Raw genomic sequence first — 16,408 nt, forward strand, 5'->3', positions numbered from 1 at the left:
AATTGTTTAAGGTTATAGAGGGGATATTTTTGTCAGATTTTGAGCAGTTTATGTAGGAATAGTTTTTTATTAACAAATACTTTAGGTCATTACTATTTAATAGTGACAATATATTATTATGAATTAGGGGGTACATAAGATGAAGAAGCGCAAATTTGGATTAGCTCTATCTTTATTCTTAGCTGCTGGTACGCTTTTAAGTGCTTGTGGAACAGCAGATGAAGAAGGTACACAAGGTACTGAAGGAACAGACGAAGCAACTGGAGATTTCAAGGTTGCAATGGTTACAGATACTGGTGGGGTAGATGATAAGTCATTTAACCAATCTGCTTGGGAAGGTCTGAAACAATTTGGTGCTGATAACAACTTAACAGAAGGTGAAGGCTTTAAGTATCTTCAATCAACTGCACCGACAGATTATGCTCCGAACTTAAATTCTTTAGTTCGTGAAGGGTATAACCTAGTGTACGGAATTGGATTCCTTTTAGCCGATGATGTAAAAACAGTTGCTGAACAGAAGCCAGATGCTAATTTAGCAATTGTTGATATGGTAGTAACAAATGACGCTGGAGAATTCTTGCCTAACGTTGCAAACATTACATTTAAAGAGCACCAAGGATCATTTCTTGTAGGATTAGTTGCTGGAAAGCAAACAACAACAAATAAGATTGGATTTGTTGGTGGAGTGAATAGTGACCTAATCAAGAAATTTGAAAGCGGATTTAAAGCTGGTGTTAAGGCGGCAAATCCTAATGCAGAAGTTATTGTACAATATGCTGAAGACTTTAATGCTCCTGAAAAAGGTACTCAAATTGCAAACACGATGTATGGACAAGGTGTAGATATTATATATCACGCTGCCGGTGGTACAGGTAACGGTGTATTTACAGAAGCTAAAAACCGTGCGAAGCAAGGTGAGAAGGTTTGGGTAATCGGTGTTGATAAAGATCAACATGAAGAAGGTATGCCAGAAAACGTTACACTAACTTCAATGGTAAAGCGTGTGGATACAGCTGTATATGAAGTATCAAAGATGGCAATGGAAGGAAACTTCCCTGGAGGACAAATCGTAGAATTTGGTCTTGATAATGATGGAGTTGGAATTGCACCAACTCAAGAAAACGTCACTGAAGAATCCTTAAATCTTGTTAAAGAATACGAAGAAAAGATTCTAAATGACGAAATTAAAGTTCCTGCAACTGATGCTGAATACGAAGAGTATTTAAATTCTCTATAATCAAAGATAGGGTGATAAAGGCTAGTGACTCTACTAGCCTTTATTTTTCCTATAAAGCCATTATTTAGTAATTTGAAGTAAGAGGTAAGTGGTCAATATCTATCCATTCCTTAAACAGTTCCTGCTTGATCCTTTACCTCTTGCTTTTAATAGTGAGGAAACATTTACACCATATAATAATCTTACATATGCTTTACATTTCTTATTATTCATACCTTAGGAGTTGATCATATGGAATATGTAATTGAGATGCTCAATATTCGAAAAGAATTCCCAGGAATTGTTGCGAATGACAATATTACGTTACGTCTTGCCAAAGGGGAAATTCATGCCCTCTTAGGTGAAAACGGAGCTGGGAAGTCAACATTAATGAATGTCCTGTTTGGTTTATACCAACCTGAAAAAGGAGAAATCAAGGTAAAAGGGCAATCAGTCAAAATAACGGATCCTAATGTTGCGAATGATTTAGGCATTGGAATGGTTCACCAGCACTTTATGTTAGTCAAAAATTTTACTGTTACAGAGAATATTATTCTAGGGAATGAGCCAACTTCTCGAGGGCGTATTAACATTGCAGAGGCAGCTGAGGAAGTTAGGAAGATCTCCGAACAGTACGGATTAAAGGTTGATCCTAATGCAAAAATAGAGGATATTTCGGTGGGCATGCAGCAGCGTGTTGAAATTTTAAAAACACTTTATCGTGGGGCTGAAATTCTTATTTTTGATGAACCAACTGCAGTACTAACCCCCCAAGAAATCATAGAGCTTATCCAAATCTTAAGAAAGCTTGTGAAAGAAGGTAAATCAATTATCCTAATTACACATAAACTTAAGGAGATAATGGAGGTTTGTGACCAGTGTACCGTCATACGAAAAGGGGTTGGGATTGGTACAGTAAAGGTGGCCGATTCAAGTCCTAAGGAGTTAGCAGAGATGATGGTTGGTAGGGCTGTAAACTTTAAGACAGAGAAGTCAGATCCTTCAATTGGAAACGATGTTTTAAAGATTAATAAACTTGTCGTAAAAGATTCCCGCGAAGTACCAGCAGTAAATGAATTAGATTTAACAGTTAGAGCTGGTGAAATTGTAGGAATTGCTGGTGTCGACGGGAATGGACAAACGGAATTAATAGAAGCAATTACAGGTTTGCGTAAAATTTCTTCTGGTTCCATTTTACTAAAGGATAAAGAAATCACCGGTCAAACACCAAGAAAAATTACTGAATCAGGAGTAGGGCACATTCCTGAGGACCGTCATAAACATGGATTAGTTTTAGATTATTCGATTGGAGAGAATATGGTATTACAAACGTATTATCAAAAGCCTTATTCATCAAATGGAATTCTTAACTTCAAACATATTTTTGATAAGGCAAGAAGTCTGATAAAGGAGTTTGATGTTAGAACTCCAAATGAACATACACCAGCAAGAGCATTATCTGGGGGAAATCAGCAGAAAGCCATTATTGCAAGAGAAGTAGATCGTAGCCCAGATTTATTAATTGCTGCTCAGCCTACACGGGGTCTTGATGTTGGGGCTATTGAGTTCATTCATTCCAAATTAATTCAAGAAAGAGATAACGGAAAAGCCGTATTACTGATATCACTTGAACTAGATGAAGTTCTAAATGTTAGTGACAGAATTGCTGTTATTTATGAAGGTAGAATAGTTGAAATATTAGATGCGAAAGAAACAAATGAACAAGAGCTAGGTATTTTAATGGCTGGCGGTAAGAGCAAGAGAGAAGGTGGAAAATAATGCAATCTATCTTGAAAAATGAGCGTCTTTTTCGAATTTTTATTCCTATATTAGCGGTCGTATTAGGCTTACTTGTTGGAGCTATTATCATGCTAGTAAGCGGTTATAACCCAATCAAAGGGTATGTGGCATTATTTGATGGTATCGTTGGGGATCCGTATGTGATTGGTGAAACGATTAGAGCCATGACTCCTCTTATCTTATCTGGACTAGCAGTTGCTTTCGCTTTTAGAACCGGGCTTTTTAATATAGGAGTTGAGGGACAGCTTTTAGTTGGTTGGCTTGCATCTGTATGGGTTGGTGTTGCATTTGATTTGCCTAAAATCATCCACCTTCCATTGGCGATCCTAGCTGCAGCGGCAGCTGGTGCACTATGGGGCTTTATTCCGGGATTATTAAAAGCAAAATTACGAGTACATGAAGTAATTGTTACAATCATGTTGAATTATGTAGCATTACACGTAACAAACTTCTTAATTCGTACATATTTACTTGCACCTGGGGAGAGAACTGACAAAATTAAACAAAGTGCATCACTTGCATCCGAAAACTTAATGGCTATGACTGAATTCTCACGTTTACATTATGGAATTATTGTTGCTATCATTGGTGCAGTTATTATGTGGTTCCTAATTGAAAGAACAACCAAGGGATATGAATTAAAATCTGTTGGTTATAATCAACATGCTTCTCAGTATGCGGGAATGAATGTATCAACCAATATCATACTATCAATGGTTATCTCCGGTGCCTTTGCTGGTGTGGCCGGTGCAATGGAAGGATTAGGTACCTATCAATACATGACAATAAATGGTTCCTTCACAGGTCAAGGTTTTGATGGGATTGCTGTAGCCCTCCTTGGTGCAAACAATGCGTTCGGAATTATTTTTGCATCTCTTTTATTTGGTGGACTAAAAATTGGAGCACTCACGATGCAATCAGCTGCAAAAGTACCAACTGAACTTGTTGAAATTGTTATTGCTTTAATTATTTTCTTTGTCGCGTCAAGTTATATTATTCGTTTAGTGATCAGCCGTCTAAATAAGGAGGGGAAATAGATGACCGTTCTAGATATATTAGGCCTTATCATACCAGCAGCTATCTATTCTGCAGCCCCTTTAATTCTAACTGCACTTGGTGGAGTATTTAGTGAAAGATCAGGTGTTGTAAATATTGGTTTAGAAGGATTAATGCTCTTTGGTGCGTTCATTGGTATTTTAACAACTCTAACAACAGAGGCGATGTTAGGGGATGTTGCTCCTTGGTTTGGTATTTTAGTCGGCGGTATTGTTGGTGGGATGTTTGCCCTCTTACACGCGTTAGCATCCATTACATTTAGAGCGGACCAAGTTGTTAGTGGGGTTGCAATCAACTTCTTAGCAGCCGGACTCTCAGTATTTTTGATCAAGAAAATTTATAATAAAGGTCAAACCGATTTTATTGATCATCGTATTTACAAACGAGATATTCCATTTTTGTCTGATATACCAATTATAGGAGATTTATTTTTCTCTTCCATTTATATAACATCGTACATTGCCATTGCTTTAGCATTTATCGTTTGGTATGTGATTTACAAAACCCCATTCGGTCTAAGATTGCGTTCGGTTGGTGAACATCCAATGGCAGCGGATACAATGGGGATAAAGGTAAATAGAATGCGATATATTGCGGTTATGCTTTCGGGAGTTTTTGCAGGTCTTGGTGGTGCTGTGTATGCGACATCCATTTCAGGTAACTTTACTGGCGGCACAATTTCTGGGCAAGGGTTTATGGCATTAGCTGCGATGATTTTCGGTAAATGGCATCCACTTGGTGCACTAGGAGCTGCATTATTTTTTGGTTTAGCTCAATCATTAAGTATTACAGGAGAATCAATCCCATATTTAAAAGAAGTACCAAAGATTTACTTAACAATAGCACCATATGTCTTAACGATTTTAGCATTAGCTGGTTTTGTTGGTAGAGCTGAAGCTCCTAAGGCGTTAGGTACTCCTTATGAGAAAGGGAAAAGATAAGGTTACATCGAACTATACTTTTAAAGTATAGTTCTTATTTATTTCAAAAAAAATATCCTAAAGCGAGAAGAAATAAATCAATCAGTCATTCAAAGAGAAGCTTACTTTTATAGATAATACATGATGGATATGAATAAATTACAATAGAACGATATATTGAAGGGAGTTTAATTACTCCGCAAAGATGGAACACTATGCTAAGGTAGTTCTAAAAAGGAGGTAGTAGTATGAAGGTAGATCAAGAAATTGTAGAAACAATCAATGGTATGACATTGCATACTATTGAAACGAAGAAATATAAAACCAATACATTCGTCCTTAAGCTCAAGGCACCTTTAACGAAAGAAGATGTAACGAAGCGTGCCTTGCTCCCTTACGTTTTACAGAGCGCTACAAGTTCCTATCCATCTACAAGTAAACTCAGAAGCTATTTAGATGAACTGTACGGTGCTTCATTAAATGTTGATTTATCTAAAAAGGGCGAATATCATATTATCACGATACGTATAGAGATCGCGAATGAAACATACTTAACGGATCAGACCCCCTTACTGGAGAAGGGATTAAATTTGTTAGCTGAAATCATATTAAATCCACTTCGGATTAATCAAGCGTTTGAAAGCTCGATTGTTGAAAAGGAAAAACGCTCATTAATACAACGTATACAAGCTGTTTACGATGATAAAATGCGGTACGCGAATCTACGACTTGTTGAAGAAATGTGTAAAAATGAGCCATACTCTTTACATGTAAATGGAGAGAAGGAAGATGTTGCTTCCATCACCCCTGAATTACTTTATGAATACTATCAAAAGGCTATCAAAGAAGATGAAATCGATTTGTATATTGTAGGAGACGTGGATTCTAATACAATTAGGAATTTGGCGTCAAGATTATTTACTATTGAAAATCGACATCCCACTTTCATAACAGAATCAAATGTAAGAGTAGTAAAGGAGAAGGAAGTAATTGAACAACAGGACGTGAAGCAAGGTAAGCTTAACATCGGATATCGTACCAATACAAAATACCAAGATCAAGAATATCCGGCTTTACAAGTTTTCAATGGAATATTTGGTGGTTTTTCCCATTCAAAACTCTTTATCAATGTAAGGGAAAAAGCTAGCCTTGCATATTACGCTGCATCAAGGGTAGAAAGTCATAAGGGACTATTAATGGTGATGTCTGGAGTCGATGCTAAAAATTATCATCAGGCCGTTACGATTATTAACGAACAAATGAAAGCAATGGAAAATGGAGATTTTTCCGACCAAGAAATAGAGCAGACGAAAGCCGTATTAATAAATCAAATTCTAGAAGCAATTGATACCCCAAGAGGACTTGTTGAGATTCTATATAATGAGGTTGTCGGGAAAGTGAAGGAATCAATTGAAAGCAGTCTTACTAGGATCGGTCAAGTAACAAGGAATGAAATTGTACATGTTGCAAACAAAATCGAATTAGATACCATTTATTTCCTTAAAGGAAAGGAGGAGGTTTGATGGAGAAGCATTACTTTGAGCAATTAAAAGAAGAACTATATCATGAAAAACTACCAAATGGACTGCAAGTATATATACTTCCAAAACAAGGCTTTAATAAAACGTACGCTACTTTTACAACAAAATATGGATCGATAGATAATCGCTTTATTCCTTTAAATGGTCAGGAAGAAGTACATGTCCCCGATGGAATTGCACACTTTTTAGAGCATAAGCTATTTGAAAAAGAAGATGGAGATGTATTTCAACAGTTTAGTAAACAAGGAGCATCAGCTAATGCATTTACATCATTTACAAGGACAGCCTATTTGTTTTCAAGTACTTCCAATGTAGAATTAAATCTTGAAACATTAATTGATTTTGTTCAAGACCCATACTTCACTGAAAAAACGGTTGAAAAGGAAAAGGGAATTATTGGGCAGGAAATTACAATGTATGATGATAACCCTGATTGGAAGTTATATTTTGGTGTCATTCAAAATATGTTTAAAAATCACCCTGTAAAGATTGATATTGCAGGTACCATTGATTCGATTTCAAAGATAACCGACAAATTATTATATACTTGCTATGAGACGTTCTATCATCCAAGTAATATGCTATTGTTTGTGGTTGGCCCAATTGATCCAGAAAAAATCATGAATCAAATTCGTGAAAATCAAGCGAAAAAAGAATATCAAGATCAACCACCTATTCAGAGATTCTTTGATGAAGAACCTGAAGAGGTTGAAAAGAAGCATCATGTATTAAAAATGTCTGTTCAATCCTCTAAATGTTTAGTAGGTATAAAAGTTAAAAAGCCAGGAAAATCAGGAAGTGAACTCCTTCGAAACGAATTATCAACGAATGTTCTTTTAGATATGCTATTTGGGAAAAGCTCATCAAACTATGAACAATTATACAATGATGGTTTGATTGATGATACATTTGCCTATGATTATACAGAAGAATTTGAGTTTGGTTTTGGATTAGTAGGAGGTGATACGAGAGAACCAGACAAACTGGGAGATACATTAAAAAGTATGCTTAAGAATTACCAATCAACGTTAGATACAGAATATTTAGAACGTGTAAAAAAGAAGAAAATTGGAGCATTCTTACGTGCTTTAAACTCTCCGGAATTTATTGCAAATCAATTCACACGTTATTCCTTTAACAACATGAACATGTTTGAGGTTGTTGAAGTTCTCGAATCTCTTACCCTAACTGAAATTGAGAAAAGTGCGAAACAAATTATTGATGAAAACAATATGACAGTTTGCCAAGTCGTGCCAAAGTAAACTTGACAGTTCAATGGGAAGAGTAGGACAATTTACAACAAGTCCTTCTCTTTTTTATATTGTGGCAATGCGACTTTTTAGAAGTGAAGGTATATGACTGCTGTGAAATAATCAATCGTTCTTTTTTAACAACTAATAAAGGAAGAATCAATCATGAAAAAATATGTTTTAATAACAGGGGCCAGTGGGGGCATTGGTAACGAAATTACGAGACAGCTTCTCAGAAATGGATACGGAGTTTATGCGCACTATAATCAAAATATTGAAGGCATACAACAAATAATAAAGGAATTTCCGAATGAGGAAGCTTTTATTGTACATAGTGACCTTTCAAAGGGAACTGGTGTAGAGAAATTACTTTCTCAACTACATCATTCAATTGATCATCTCGTTTTATGTAGTGGGAATACGTTTTATGGATTAATAACCGATATGACACACGAGGAGATCGAAGAAAGTATACAACTTCATATCACCAGTCCCTTTACGCTAACAAAACATCTATTACCTTCAATGATATATAAGAAAGAAGGTAATATTGTCGTTATTAGCTCAATATGGGGGAATGTAGGAGCTTCTTGTGAGGTTCTGTATTCCATGCTAAAAGGTGGACAAAATTCATTTGTAAAAGCGTTAGCTAAAGAGGTTGCACCTTCGAACATTAGAGTAAATGCTGTAGCACCTGGCGCTATTGATACTAGTATGCTTAGTCATTTTTCAGAAGAAGAGTTAGTAAAGCTTAAGGAAGAAATTCCGATGGGGAGACTTGGTAAACCAATTGAAATAGCTGAAATGGTATTATTCTTATTATCAGAAAAAGTTCCTTATTTAAGTGGACAAATCCTTACCGTAGATGGTGCATGGTATACATAACACCTCAATTTTGTGTACATACTTTCTTTGAAAACAGGCAAAATAACCATGTACCACACCTTAAAGGAGGAATTTCTTCATGTCGGTTTTAGATAACTGGGAACAATGGAAAGATTTTTTAGCTAATCGCTTGCACCATGCTGAAAATCAAGGTATGGATCAAAGCACGATCAATGACTTAGCTTATCAAATTGGTGGCTATTTAGCTAAACAAGTAGAGCCCCAAAATGAACAAGAAAAAGTATTAGCTGACCTTTGGAGTGTTGCTTCACCAGAAGAACAGCATGCTATCGCTAACATGATGGTTAAACTAGTTGAGAATAATGGGACTAGTAGTTAAGGGAGGGAGGTAAGCACCCTCTCTTTTTTTATTTTCCAATTAGGACTTTAAAGTTTAACCGGAAATTGTTTCCTCTTTACCTTTCCTAATATATTAAAATGCTTTATTATAGAGATATACTAGAATTTTATTCTACCTATAGGCTGGAAGGAGCTGGATATGTGGCAAAAAAAGAATGGTATCTTGAATATGAAATTCATAAAAACCGTCCAGGACTTTTAGGGGATATCTCTTCACTATTAGGAATGTTATCAATCAATATTGTTACCATAAATGGTGTTGAGGATATGAGAAGAGGAATGCTTCTTCTGTCCGATCATCAAGAACAAATCCTCAGGCTTGAATCAATCTTACGAACTATGGATAATATAACCGTTACAAAGCTTCGTGAACCTAAACTTCGTGATCGATTAGCTGTAAGACATGGAAGGTATATCCAACGCGATGCAGATGATAAAAAAACGTTCCGTTTTGTAAGAGATGAACTTGGACTTCTTGTTGATTTTATGGCTGAGCTTTTCAAAAAAGAAGGGCATAAGCTTGTTGGAATCAGAGGAATGCCTAGAGTAGGAAAAACAGAGTCTGTTGTTGCTTCAAGTGTTTGTGCAAACAAGAAATGGCTGTTCGTTTCCTCCACTTTATTAAAGCAAACAATTCGAAGCCAGCTAATAGAAGATGAATATAACGAAGAAAATTTGTTTATTATAGATGGAATCGTCTCTACAAGACGTGCAAATGAAAGACACTGGCAATTGGTTAGAGAAATTATGAGACTACCAGCAACAAAAGTTGTTGAGCATCCAGATATATTTGTTAGAGAAACGGAATACACACTTGATGACTTTGACTATATTATTGAACTCAGAAATGAACCTGATGAGGAAATTACATATGAAGTAGTGGAAGGGCATCAAATGATGTCAAATGATTCTTCTTTTTCAACATTCGATTTTTAAATATTGGTAGGTGTTAGGATTGGCTGAATTAGGGCAACGCTTAAAACAAGCGAGAGAAGATAAGAATTTAACACTTGAAGAACTACAAGCTATAACGAAAATCCAGAAGAGATATTTACAAAATATTGAAGAAAATAATTATTCTTCTCTTCCTGGTGTTTTTTATGCACGTGCCTTTGTAAAACAATATGCAGAAGCAGTAGGGCTAAATCCCGAGATAATTTTTGAGGAGTTTAAAGATGAAATTCCGAGCACTCAAAGTGACGCGATTCCTGAACAGCTTTCACGCGTGAAGCGAACAAGAGCAGAAGTGAATTCAAGTGATAATAGAGTTTTCCAAATACTGCCTAAGGTGTTAGTGTCAGTTGTGATTATTGGGGTAGCAATTGCCGTCTGGACATTATTACAGAACCAAAATAGCCCTGAAGAGTTACGAAATAACAATGAATCAGAAAATGGTGCTGAATTCGAAGAAGGTACTGAAAATCCATTAAAAACATCGCAACCTTCTGACAACAAGACAAATGAAGAAGATGAGACCAGTGCATCAGAAGAAGAGCAGGCTGAAGAGCAGGTTTCTGAACCAACACAACACGTACAGCTTGTTGAGTCATCTGGAAGAAACTCAATTTATACGTTAACTGGTTCAACAGAGTTTCTAGTAGAGGTTGAGACAACCGGAGAGACATGGCTTGACTTAAAGAACGGAAAGAATCGAAAGTTTTTTAGTGGGATGTTAACTCATAAGGCTGAAGATGAGATTCCTGACCGAACATCCTATGATTATTCAAATGAAACAGAGGCAAGAATCAAGGTTGGTAAAGCAATGGATTCTGTTATAAAAATTAATGGTGAGGTTCTAGCCATTCCAGAGGAACCGAAAGATGTTCAAGAAATTACGATCCGTTTTGAAAAACCACTGGAGTAAAACAGATGCTAAAGATGATGCCCACTATATTTTGTGGGCATATTTTCATCCATAAGATAACACAAAAAATAAGGGAGTCTTCAAATGAATCTACCAAATAAAATTACAGTTTCAAGAGTATTGCTAATTCCACTATTTATGATTGTAATGCTTGTTCCTTTTAATTGGGGAGAACTTGTGATGAAGGAATATACAATTCCGATTACTCACATAGTGGGAGCGACTATTTTTATTGTTGCCTCTTGTACGGATTGGATTGACGGCTATTATGCTAGAAAATTAAATTTGGTTACAAACTTTGGAAAATTTTTAGATCCACTCGCTGACAAACTTTTAGTTTCAGCTGCTTTAATCGTTCTTGTAGAACTTCAATTCGCTCCTGCTTGGATGGTTATTGTAATTATTAGTCGCGAATTCGCCGTGACAGGCTTAAGATTAATATTAGCGGGAGAAGGAGAAGTTGTTGCAGCCAATATGCTTGGTAAAATAAAGACTTGGACACAAATTATAGCAATTTCATTATTGTTAGTACATAATTTCCCATTTGCTTTCTTGAATTTACCACTGGATCATATCGCTTTATGGATTGCTGTTTTCTTCACTGTGATTTCAGGTTGGGACTATTTTTATAAGAACAAAGAAGCGATACTAAAGTCCAAATAGGAGAAGAGGGAATGTATTATGAACGCAGAAATTATTGCGGTTGGAACGGAATTATTATTAGGTCAAATAACAAACACCAATGCCCAATTCTTATCAAAACAACTCGCCGAACTTGGTATAAATGTTTATTACCATACTGTTGTTGGAGACAACCAAACTAGATTGAAAAGTGCTATTGAAATTGCAAAGAAAAGAGCCGACCTACTTATTTTCACAGGTGGTTTAGGTCCTACTAAAGACGACTTAACAAAAGAAACGATTTCCTCTTCATTAAAGCGCTCTTTAGTAATGGATGAAGAAGCCTTGTTATCTATTGAAGACTATTATAAGAAAATTAATAGAGAAATGTCTGAGAACAACCGTAAGCAAGCATTAGTTATTGAGGGATCTGAAGTATTACCAAATAAGCATGGGATGGCTCCAGGAATGCTCGTATCAATTCACGGAAAATCTTATATGCTTCTACCTGGACCACCAAAAGAAATGCAGCCAATGTTTATAGAATTTGGCTGTCCAGCAATCATGAAACAGCTAAAAATACAAGAAAGAATTGAATCAAGAGTTTTACGATTTTTTGGTATAGGTGAGTCACAACTAGAAACTGATATTTCTGATTTGATAGATTCACAAACGAATCCAACTATTGCTCCATTAGCATCCGATTATGAAGTAACATTACGTTTAACGGCAAAGCATGGAACATCTGAGGGAGCTAAAAAACTGTTAGATATGGTGGAAAAGGACATCTTGAGCCGTGTTGGACGTTTCTTTTATGGTTATAACGATACTACATTATGCGATGAAGTTATCAAAATGTTGACTGATAAATCCTTAACCATCTCAAGTGCTGAAAGCTTAACAGGTGGATTGTTTTCAGAGAGCTTAACAAGGGTGTCTGGTGCTTCTTCAATTGTTAAAGGTGGTATTGTTTGTTACACCAACGAGATTAAACAATCTGTTCTCCAAGTTTCTGAAATGACATTAAGCGAAAATGGTTCTGTAAGTGAACGTTGTGCAAGAGAATTGGCGATTAATGTAAAGTCATGCCTTTCTAGTAATATTGGAATTAGCTTCACTGGTGTTGCTGGCCCAGAGGAATTAGAAGGGAAGCCAGTAGGAACAGTCTATATCGGAATCGCTCTTCCAAATGATAAGGTTAAAATATACAATGTGTTATTAGCTGGGAGCAGGCAAGGTATTAGAGAAAGAGCTGTCAAATATGGCTTACACTATTTATTGGAAGAAATAAAAAACCTCTAAAATTGAATTTCACCTGTTTTTATATCACGATAATATATGAATGATTTAATAAAAATTACATTTTCTAAATTTATTTCCAAATAAAATTACCGAATGGATGTTCGTTTTTTTGCTTGGCAAATAGAGTGAAAACAGGTATAGTAGAAGTAGTTTCATAGAATAAAGGAGGAAATTTAGTGAGCGATCGTCAAGCTGCCTTAGAAATGGCATTAAAACAAATAGAAAAGCAATTTGGAAAAGGTTCCATAATGAAATTAGGAGAACAAACAGATAGAAAGATATCTACTTCTCCAAGTGGTTCGTTAGCATTAGATGTTGCACTTGGTGTTGGTGGCTATCCAAGAGGAAGAATTGTTGAAATATACGGTCCAGAATCCTCAGGTAAAACAACTGTTGCCCTTCATGCTATTGCGGAAGTCCAACAAAATGGTGGACAAGCAGCATTTATTGATGCAGAACATGCTCTAGATCCGGTTTATGCACAAAAGTTAGGTGTAAATATTGATGAATTACTACTATCACAGCCAGACACTGGAGAACAAGCACTAGAGATTGCTGAGGCACTAGTACGAAGTGGTGCTATTGACATTCTTGTTATTGACTCAGTTGCTGCACTTGTTCCTAAAGCAGAGATTGAAGGAGAAATGGGAGATTCACACGTTGGATTACAAGCGCGACTAATGTCACAGGCTCTACGTAAATTATCAGGTGCAATAAATAAATCGAAGACAATCGCAATCTTCATCAACCAAATTCGTGAGAAGGTTGGCGTCATGTTCGGGAACCCTGAGACAACTCCTGGAGGTCGAGCATTGAAGTTCTATTCGTCTGTTCGTTTAGAAGTTCGTCGTGCTGAAACATTAAAGCAAGGTAATGACATGGTCGGGAACAAAACAAAAATTAAAGTAGTAAAAAATAAAGTCGCTCCTCCGTTCCGTACTGCAGAAGTTGATATTATGTATGGAGAAGGAATTTCAAAAGAGGGCGAAATTTTAGATATGGGTTCCGAGCTTGATATTGTTCTTAAGAGTGGAGCATGGTACTCGTACAATGAGGAACGCTTAGGTCAAGGTCGTGAAAATGCAAAGCAGTTCTTGAAAGAAAATCCAGAGGTTCGTCTAGAAATTCAAAAATCGATTCGTGAGCATTATGCATTAGACGAAGCGAAAGTTGTAGATGAAAAGGATGAAGAAATCTTTGATTTGTTAGATGAATAACGAGTAATGAAAGGGGGCATAATCTTGCTCCCTTTCATTATATTCAAAAAATATGATATATCCAATTCCTGACTGACGACAACCCTTGACAATAAATTTTTCCAAATATACAATTATAGTGTATATTTTTATCTTATCCTTATTGTAAGATGTGAAAATACGAAACTTGAAACCCTATGTTCAAAAAATCTTCAAATGAAAATGTAAATTCCAATTCTGCAGAGGTAATGTAGCAGTTTACAAGAAGCTTTTTCATTTGGCCGCTGTTTGGACAACCTCGAATGGAGTCTTTGTCCTGTATATTGTTTATATAAGTTATCAATGTACATGGAGACAGTAGTTCATCAATTTATTTAAAAATATTCTTAGAGTTTGTTCAAAAAGATACGATCTGACAAATTCCTGCTAAAGAGCTTTATTTTGTGTACTATTAGAGTGTTTCTAACATACATGACAACCTTAATAATAAGCCAGCTAGCTGTGTAGGCTGTTATACCGGACTTTTTGAACATCTCTTAGGCAAATGGGAGGTGAAATGATGGATGTTATCGTACTTATCATCTCCACTTTGCTTGCCACAATCGTCGGTGCAGTTGTTGGATATTTTGTTCGTAAATCTATTGCAGAAGCGAAAATTGCTGGTGCGAAAAATGCAGCAGAACAAATCGTTGATGATGCAAAACGTGAGGCGGACGCATTAAAGAAAGAAGCGCTTCTTGAAGCAAAAGACGAAATTCATAAACTTCGTACAGAAGCAGAACAAGAAATTCGTGATCGAAGAAATGAACTTCAAAAGCAAGAAAATCGTTTATTACAGAAGGAAGAGAACCTTGATCGTAAAGATGAGAATCTAGACAATCGTGAGGCGATGTTGGAAAAGAAAGAGGGATCTCTAGCCCAAAAACAACAGCATATTGAAGAAATGGAAAGCAAAGTGGAAGAGATGATTAAGAAACAACAAGCTGAGCTTGAACGCATCTCTAGCTTGACACGAGAAGAAGCGAAAAATATTATTCTTGAAAAAGTTGAAAATGAGCTTTCCCATGAAATTGCCATGCATGTAAAAGAAAGTGAGCATCGTGCAAAAGAGGAAGGTGACAAAAAAGCAAAAGAAATTCTTTCTTTAGCTATTCAACGTTGTGCAGCTGACCATGTTGCTGAAACAACAGTTTCTGTTGTTAACTTACCAAATGATGAAATGAAGGGCAGAATCATTGGGCGAGAAGGTAGAAACATTCGTACCCTTGAAACACTTACTGGTATCGATCTTATTATCGATGATACACCAGAGGCCGTCATTTTATCAGGGTTTGACCCAATTCGTCGTGAAACTGCTCGTCTTGCATTAGATAAGCTAGTACAAGATGGTCGTATTCATCCAGCACGTATAGAAGAAATGGTCGAGAAATCTAGACGTGAAGTGGATGAATTTATTCGAGAAGTGGGAGAACAAACAACTTTCGAAGTGGGTGTTCACGGACTTCATCCAGACTTAATAAAGATACTAGGACGATTAAAGTTCCGTACAAGTTATGGACAAAATGTACTGAAGCATTCTATGGAGGTTGCTTACCTATCTGGGTTGATGGCAGCTGAATTAGGTGAAGATGAAGTACTAGCTCGTCGTGCTGGTTTACTCCATGATATCGGTAAAGCGATCGATCATGAAGTAGAAGGAAGCCACGTAGAAATTGGTGTAGAATTAGCAACGAAATACAAGGAACATCCAGTTGTCATCAATAGTATTGCTTCACATCATGGTGATTCAGAGCCAACATCAATTATTGCAGTTCTAGTAGCTGCTGCTGATGCATTAAGCGCTGCTCGTCCTGGTGCAAGAAGTGAGACATTAGAAAACTACATTCGTCGTCTTGAGAAGCTTGAAGAGATATCGGAATCTTATGAAGGAGTAGAAAAATCCTTTGCCATTCAAGCTGGTCGTGAGGTTCGGATTATGGTTAAACCTGATACAGTGGATGACCTTCAAGCACATCGTTTAGCAAGAGATATTCGAAAACGTATTGAGGAAGAGTTAGACTATCCTGGTCATATTAAAGTAACAGTGATTCGTGAAACGAGAGCTGTTGAATATGCAAAATAAAACGACGTGTAAACGTCGTTTTATTTTTTATATGTTTTAAAAGTAAAAGTTTCTGGTGTTTAGTTTATACAATGTTACGGCTAAATCCAGCTCCAGCGCCCAGCCAAGATGAAATGGCGACAATCTTTGACATTTCATCCTGCTCGAGGGAAAAGAAAAATCACTTTTTCCTTCGTCAAATAACCTGTCATGAATAAAAGGGAATCCACCCGTTTTTCATGCCAGAACATTTGCTTTTTGTGGCTAAGCGGGGCGCCCTTAGCCTTTTGTTCGTG

The 16,408-nt window shown here is 36.5% G+C and carries 14 protein-coding genes; all 14 read left to right on the top strand.

The annotated features are described in order from the left end of the window. Window positions 1-139 precede the first annotated feature (139 nt). The 14 genes from ACFSCX_RS04785 (at window position 140) to rny (ending at window position 16,133) form a co-directional block, all read left to right on the top strand. Window positions 140-1,237 (top strand): BMP family lipoprotein, encoded by a 1,098-nt coding sequence (locus ACFSCX_RS04785; protein WP_377926985.1) that lies wholly within the window; start codon window positions 140-142, stop codon window positions 1,235-1,237. 231 nt (window positions 1,238-1,468) lie between these two features. Beyond that, on the top strand, window positions 1,469-2,995 hold the full coding sequence (locus ACFSCX_RS04790; protein ID WP_377926986.1) for an ABC transporter ATP-binding protein: 1,527 nt from the start codon (window positions 1,469-1,471) through the stop codon (window positions 2,993-2,995). After that, window positions 2,995-4,053: an ABC transporter permease gene (locus tag ACFSCX_RS04795; protein WP_377926987.1), complete on the top strand. Its 1,059-nt coding sequence runs from the start codon at window positions 2,995-2,997 to the stop codon at window positions 4,051-4,053. Before ACFSCX_RS04790 ends, ACFSCX_RS04795 begins: the two co-directional genes overlap by 1 nt. Further along, the gene (locus ACFSCX_RS04800) at window positions 4,054-5,013 is read left to right on the top strand and encodes an ABC transporter permease (RefSeq protein ID WP_377926988.1); all 960 of its coding nucleotides are present in this window, start codon (window positions 4,054-4,056) and stop codon (window positions 5,011-5,013) included. It begins immediately after the preceding gene. A gap of 227 nt (window positions 5,014-5,240) precedes the next feature. Next, window positions 5,241-6,515 carry an EF-P 5-aminopentanol modification-associated protein YfmF gene (gene yfmF, locus ACFSCX_RS04805; RefSeq protein ID WP_377926989.1) on the top strand — a complete coding sequence of 425 codons (1,275 nt, stop codon included), beginning with the start codon at window positions 5,241-5,243 and terminating at the stop codon, window positions 6,513-6,515. Next, window positions 6,515-7,795, top strand: coding sequence for an EF-P 5-aminopentanol modification-associated protein YfmH (gene yfmH, locus ACFSCX_RS04810; protein WP_377926990.1), 1,281 nt, complete (start codon window positions 6,515-6,517; stop codon window positions 7,793-7,795). Before yfmF ends, yfmH begins: the two co-directional genes overlap by 1 nt. A 153-nt stretch (window positions 7,796-7,948) precedes the next feature. After that, window positions 7,949-8,668, top strand: a complete 720-nt coding sequence (gene ymfI, locus ACFSCX_RS04815; RefSeq protein ID WP_377926991.1) for an elongation factor P 5-aminopentanone reductase — start codon at window positions 7,949-7,951, stop codon at window positions 8,666-8,668. A gap of 79 nt (window positions 8,669-8,747) precedes the next feature. Then, a complete protein-coding gene (locus ACFSCX_RS04820; protein ID WP_377926992.1) occupies window positions 8,748-9,008 on the top strand; it encodes a DUF3243 domain-containing protein in 261 nt (86 codons plus the stop codon). A gap of 161 nt (window positions 9,009-9,169) precedes the next feature. Then, entirely contained in the window at window positions 9,170-9,964 is a 795-nt protein-coding gene (locus ACFSCX_RS04825) for a DUF3388 domain-containing protein (RefSeq protein ID WP_377926993.1), read from the top strand. A 19-nt stretch (window positions 9,965-9,983) separates the two neighbouring features. After that, on the top strand, window positions 9,984-10,892 hold the full coding sequence (locus ACFSCX_RS04830) for a helix-turn-helix domain-containing protein (RefSeq protein WP_377926994.1): 909 nt from the start codon (window positions 9,984-9,986) through the stop codon (window positions 10,890-10,892). An 84-nt stretch (window positions 10,893-10,976) separates the two neighbouring features. Further along, window positions 10,977-11,555 carry a CDP-diacylglycerol--glycerol-3-phosphate 3-phosphatidyltransferase gene (gene pgsA / locus ACFSCX_RS04835; RefSeq protein WP_377926995.1) on the top strand — a complete coding sequence of 193 codons (579 nt, stop codon included), beginning with the start codon at window positions 10,977-10,979 and terminating at the stop codon, window positions 11,553-11,555. An 18-nt stretch (window positions 11,556-11,573) separates the two neighbouring features. Next, window positions 11,574-12,815 carry a competence/damage-inducible protein A gene (locus tag ACFSCX_RS04840; RefSeq protein WP_377926996.1) on the top strand — a complete coding sequence of 414 codons (1,242 nt, stop codon included), beginning with the start codon at window positions 11,574-11,576 and terminating at the stop codon, window positions 12,813-12,815. 176 nt (window positions 12,816-12,991) lie between these two features. Beyond that, window positions 12,992-14,032, top strand: coding sequence for a recombinase RecA (gene recA / locus ACFSCX_RS04845; protein ID WP_377926997.1), 1,041 nt, complete (start codon window positions 12,992-12,994; stop codon window positions 14,030-14,032). 538 nt (window positions 14,033-14,570) lie between these two features. Further along, entirely contained in the window at window positions 14,571-16,133 is a 1,563-nt protein-coding gene (gene rny / locus ACFSCX_RS04850; RefSeq protein WP_377926998.1) for a ribonuclease Y, read from the top strand. Window positions 16,134-16,408 lie beyond the last annotated feature (275 nt).

Source organism: Bacillus salitolerans, from assembly GCF_042680805.1.
GTDB lineage: Bacteria > Bacillota > Bacilli > Bacillales > SA4 > Bacillus_CJ > Bacillus_CJ salitolerans.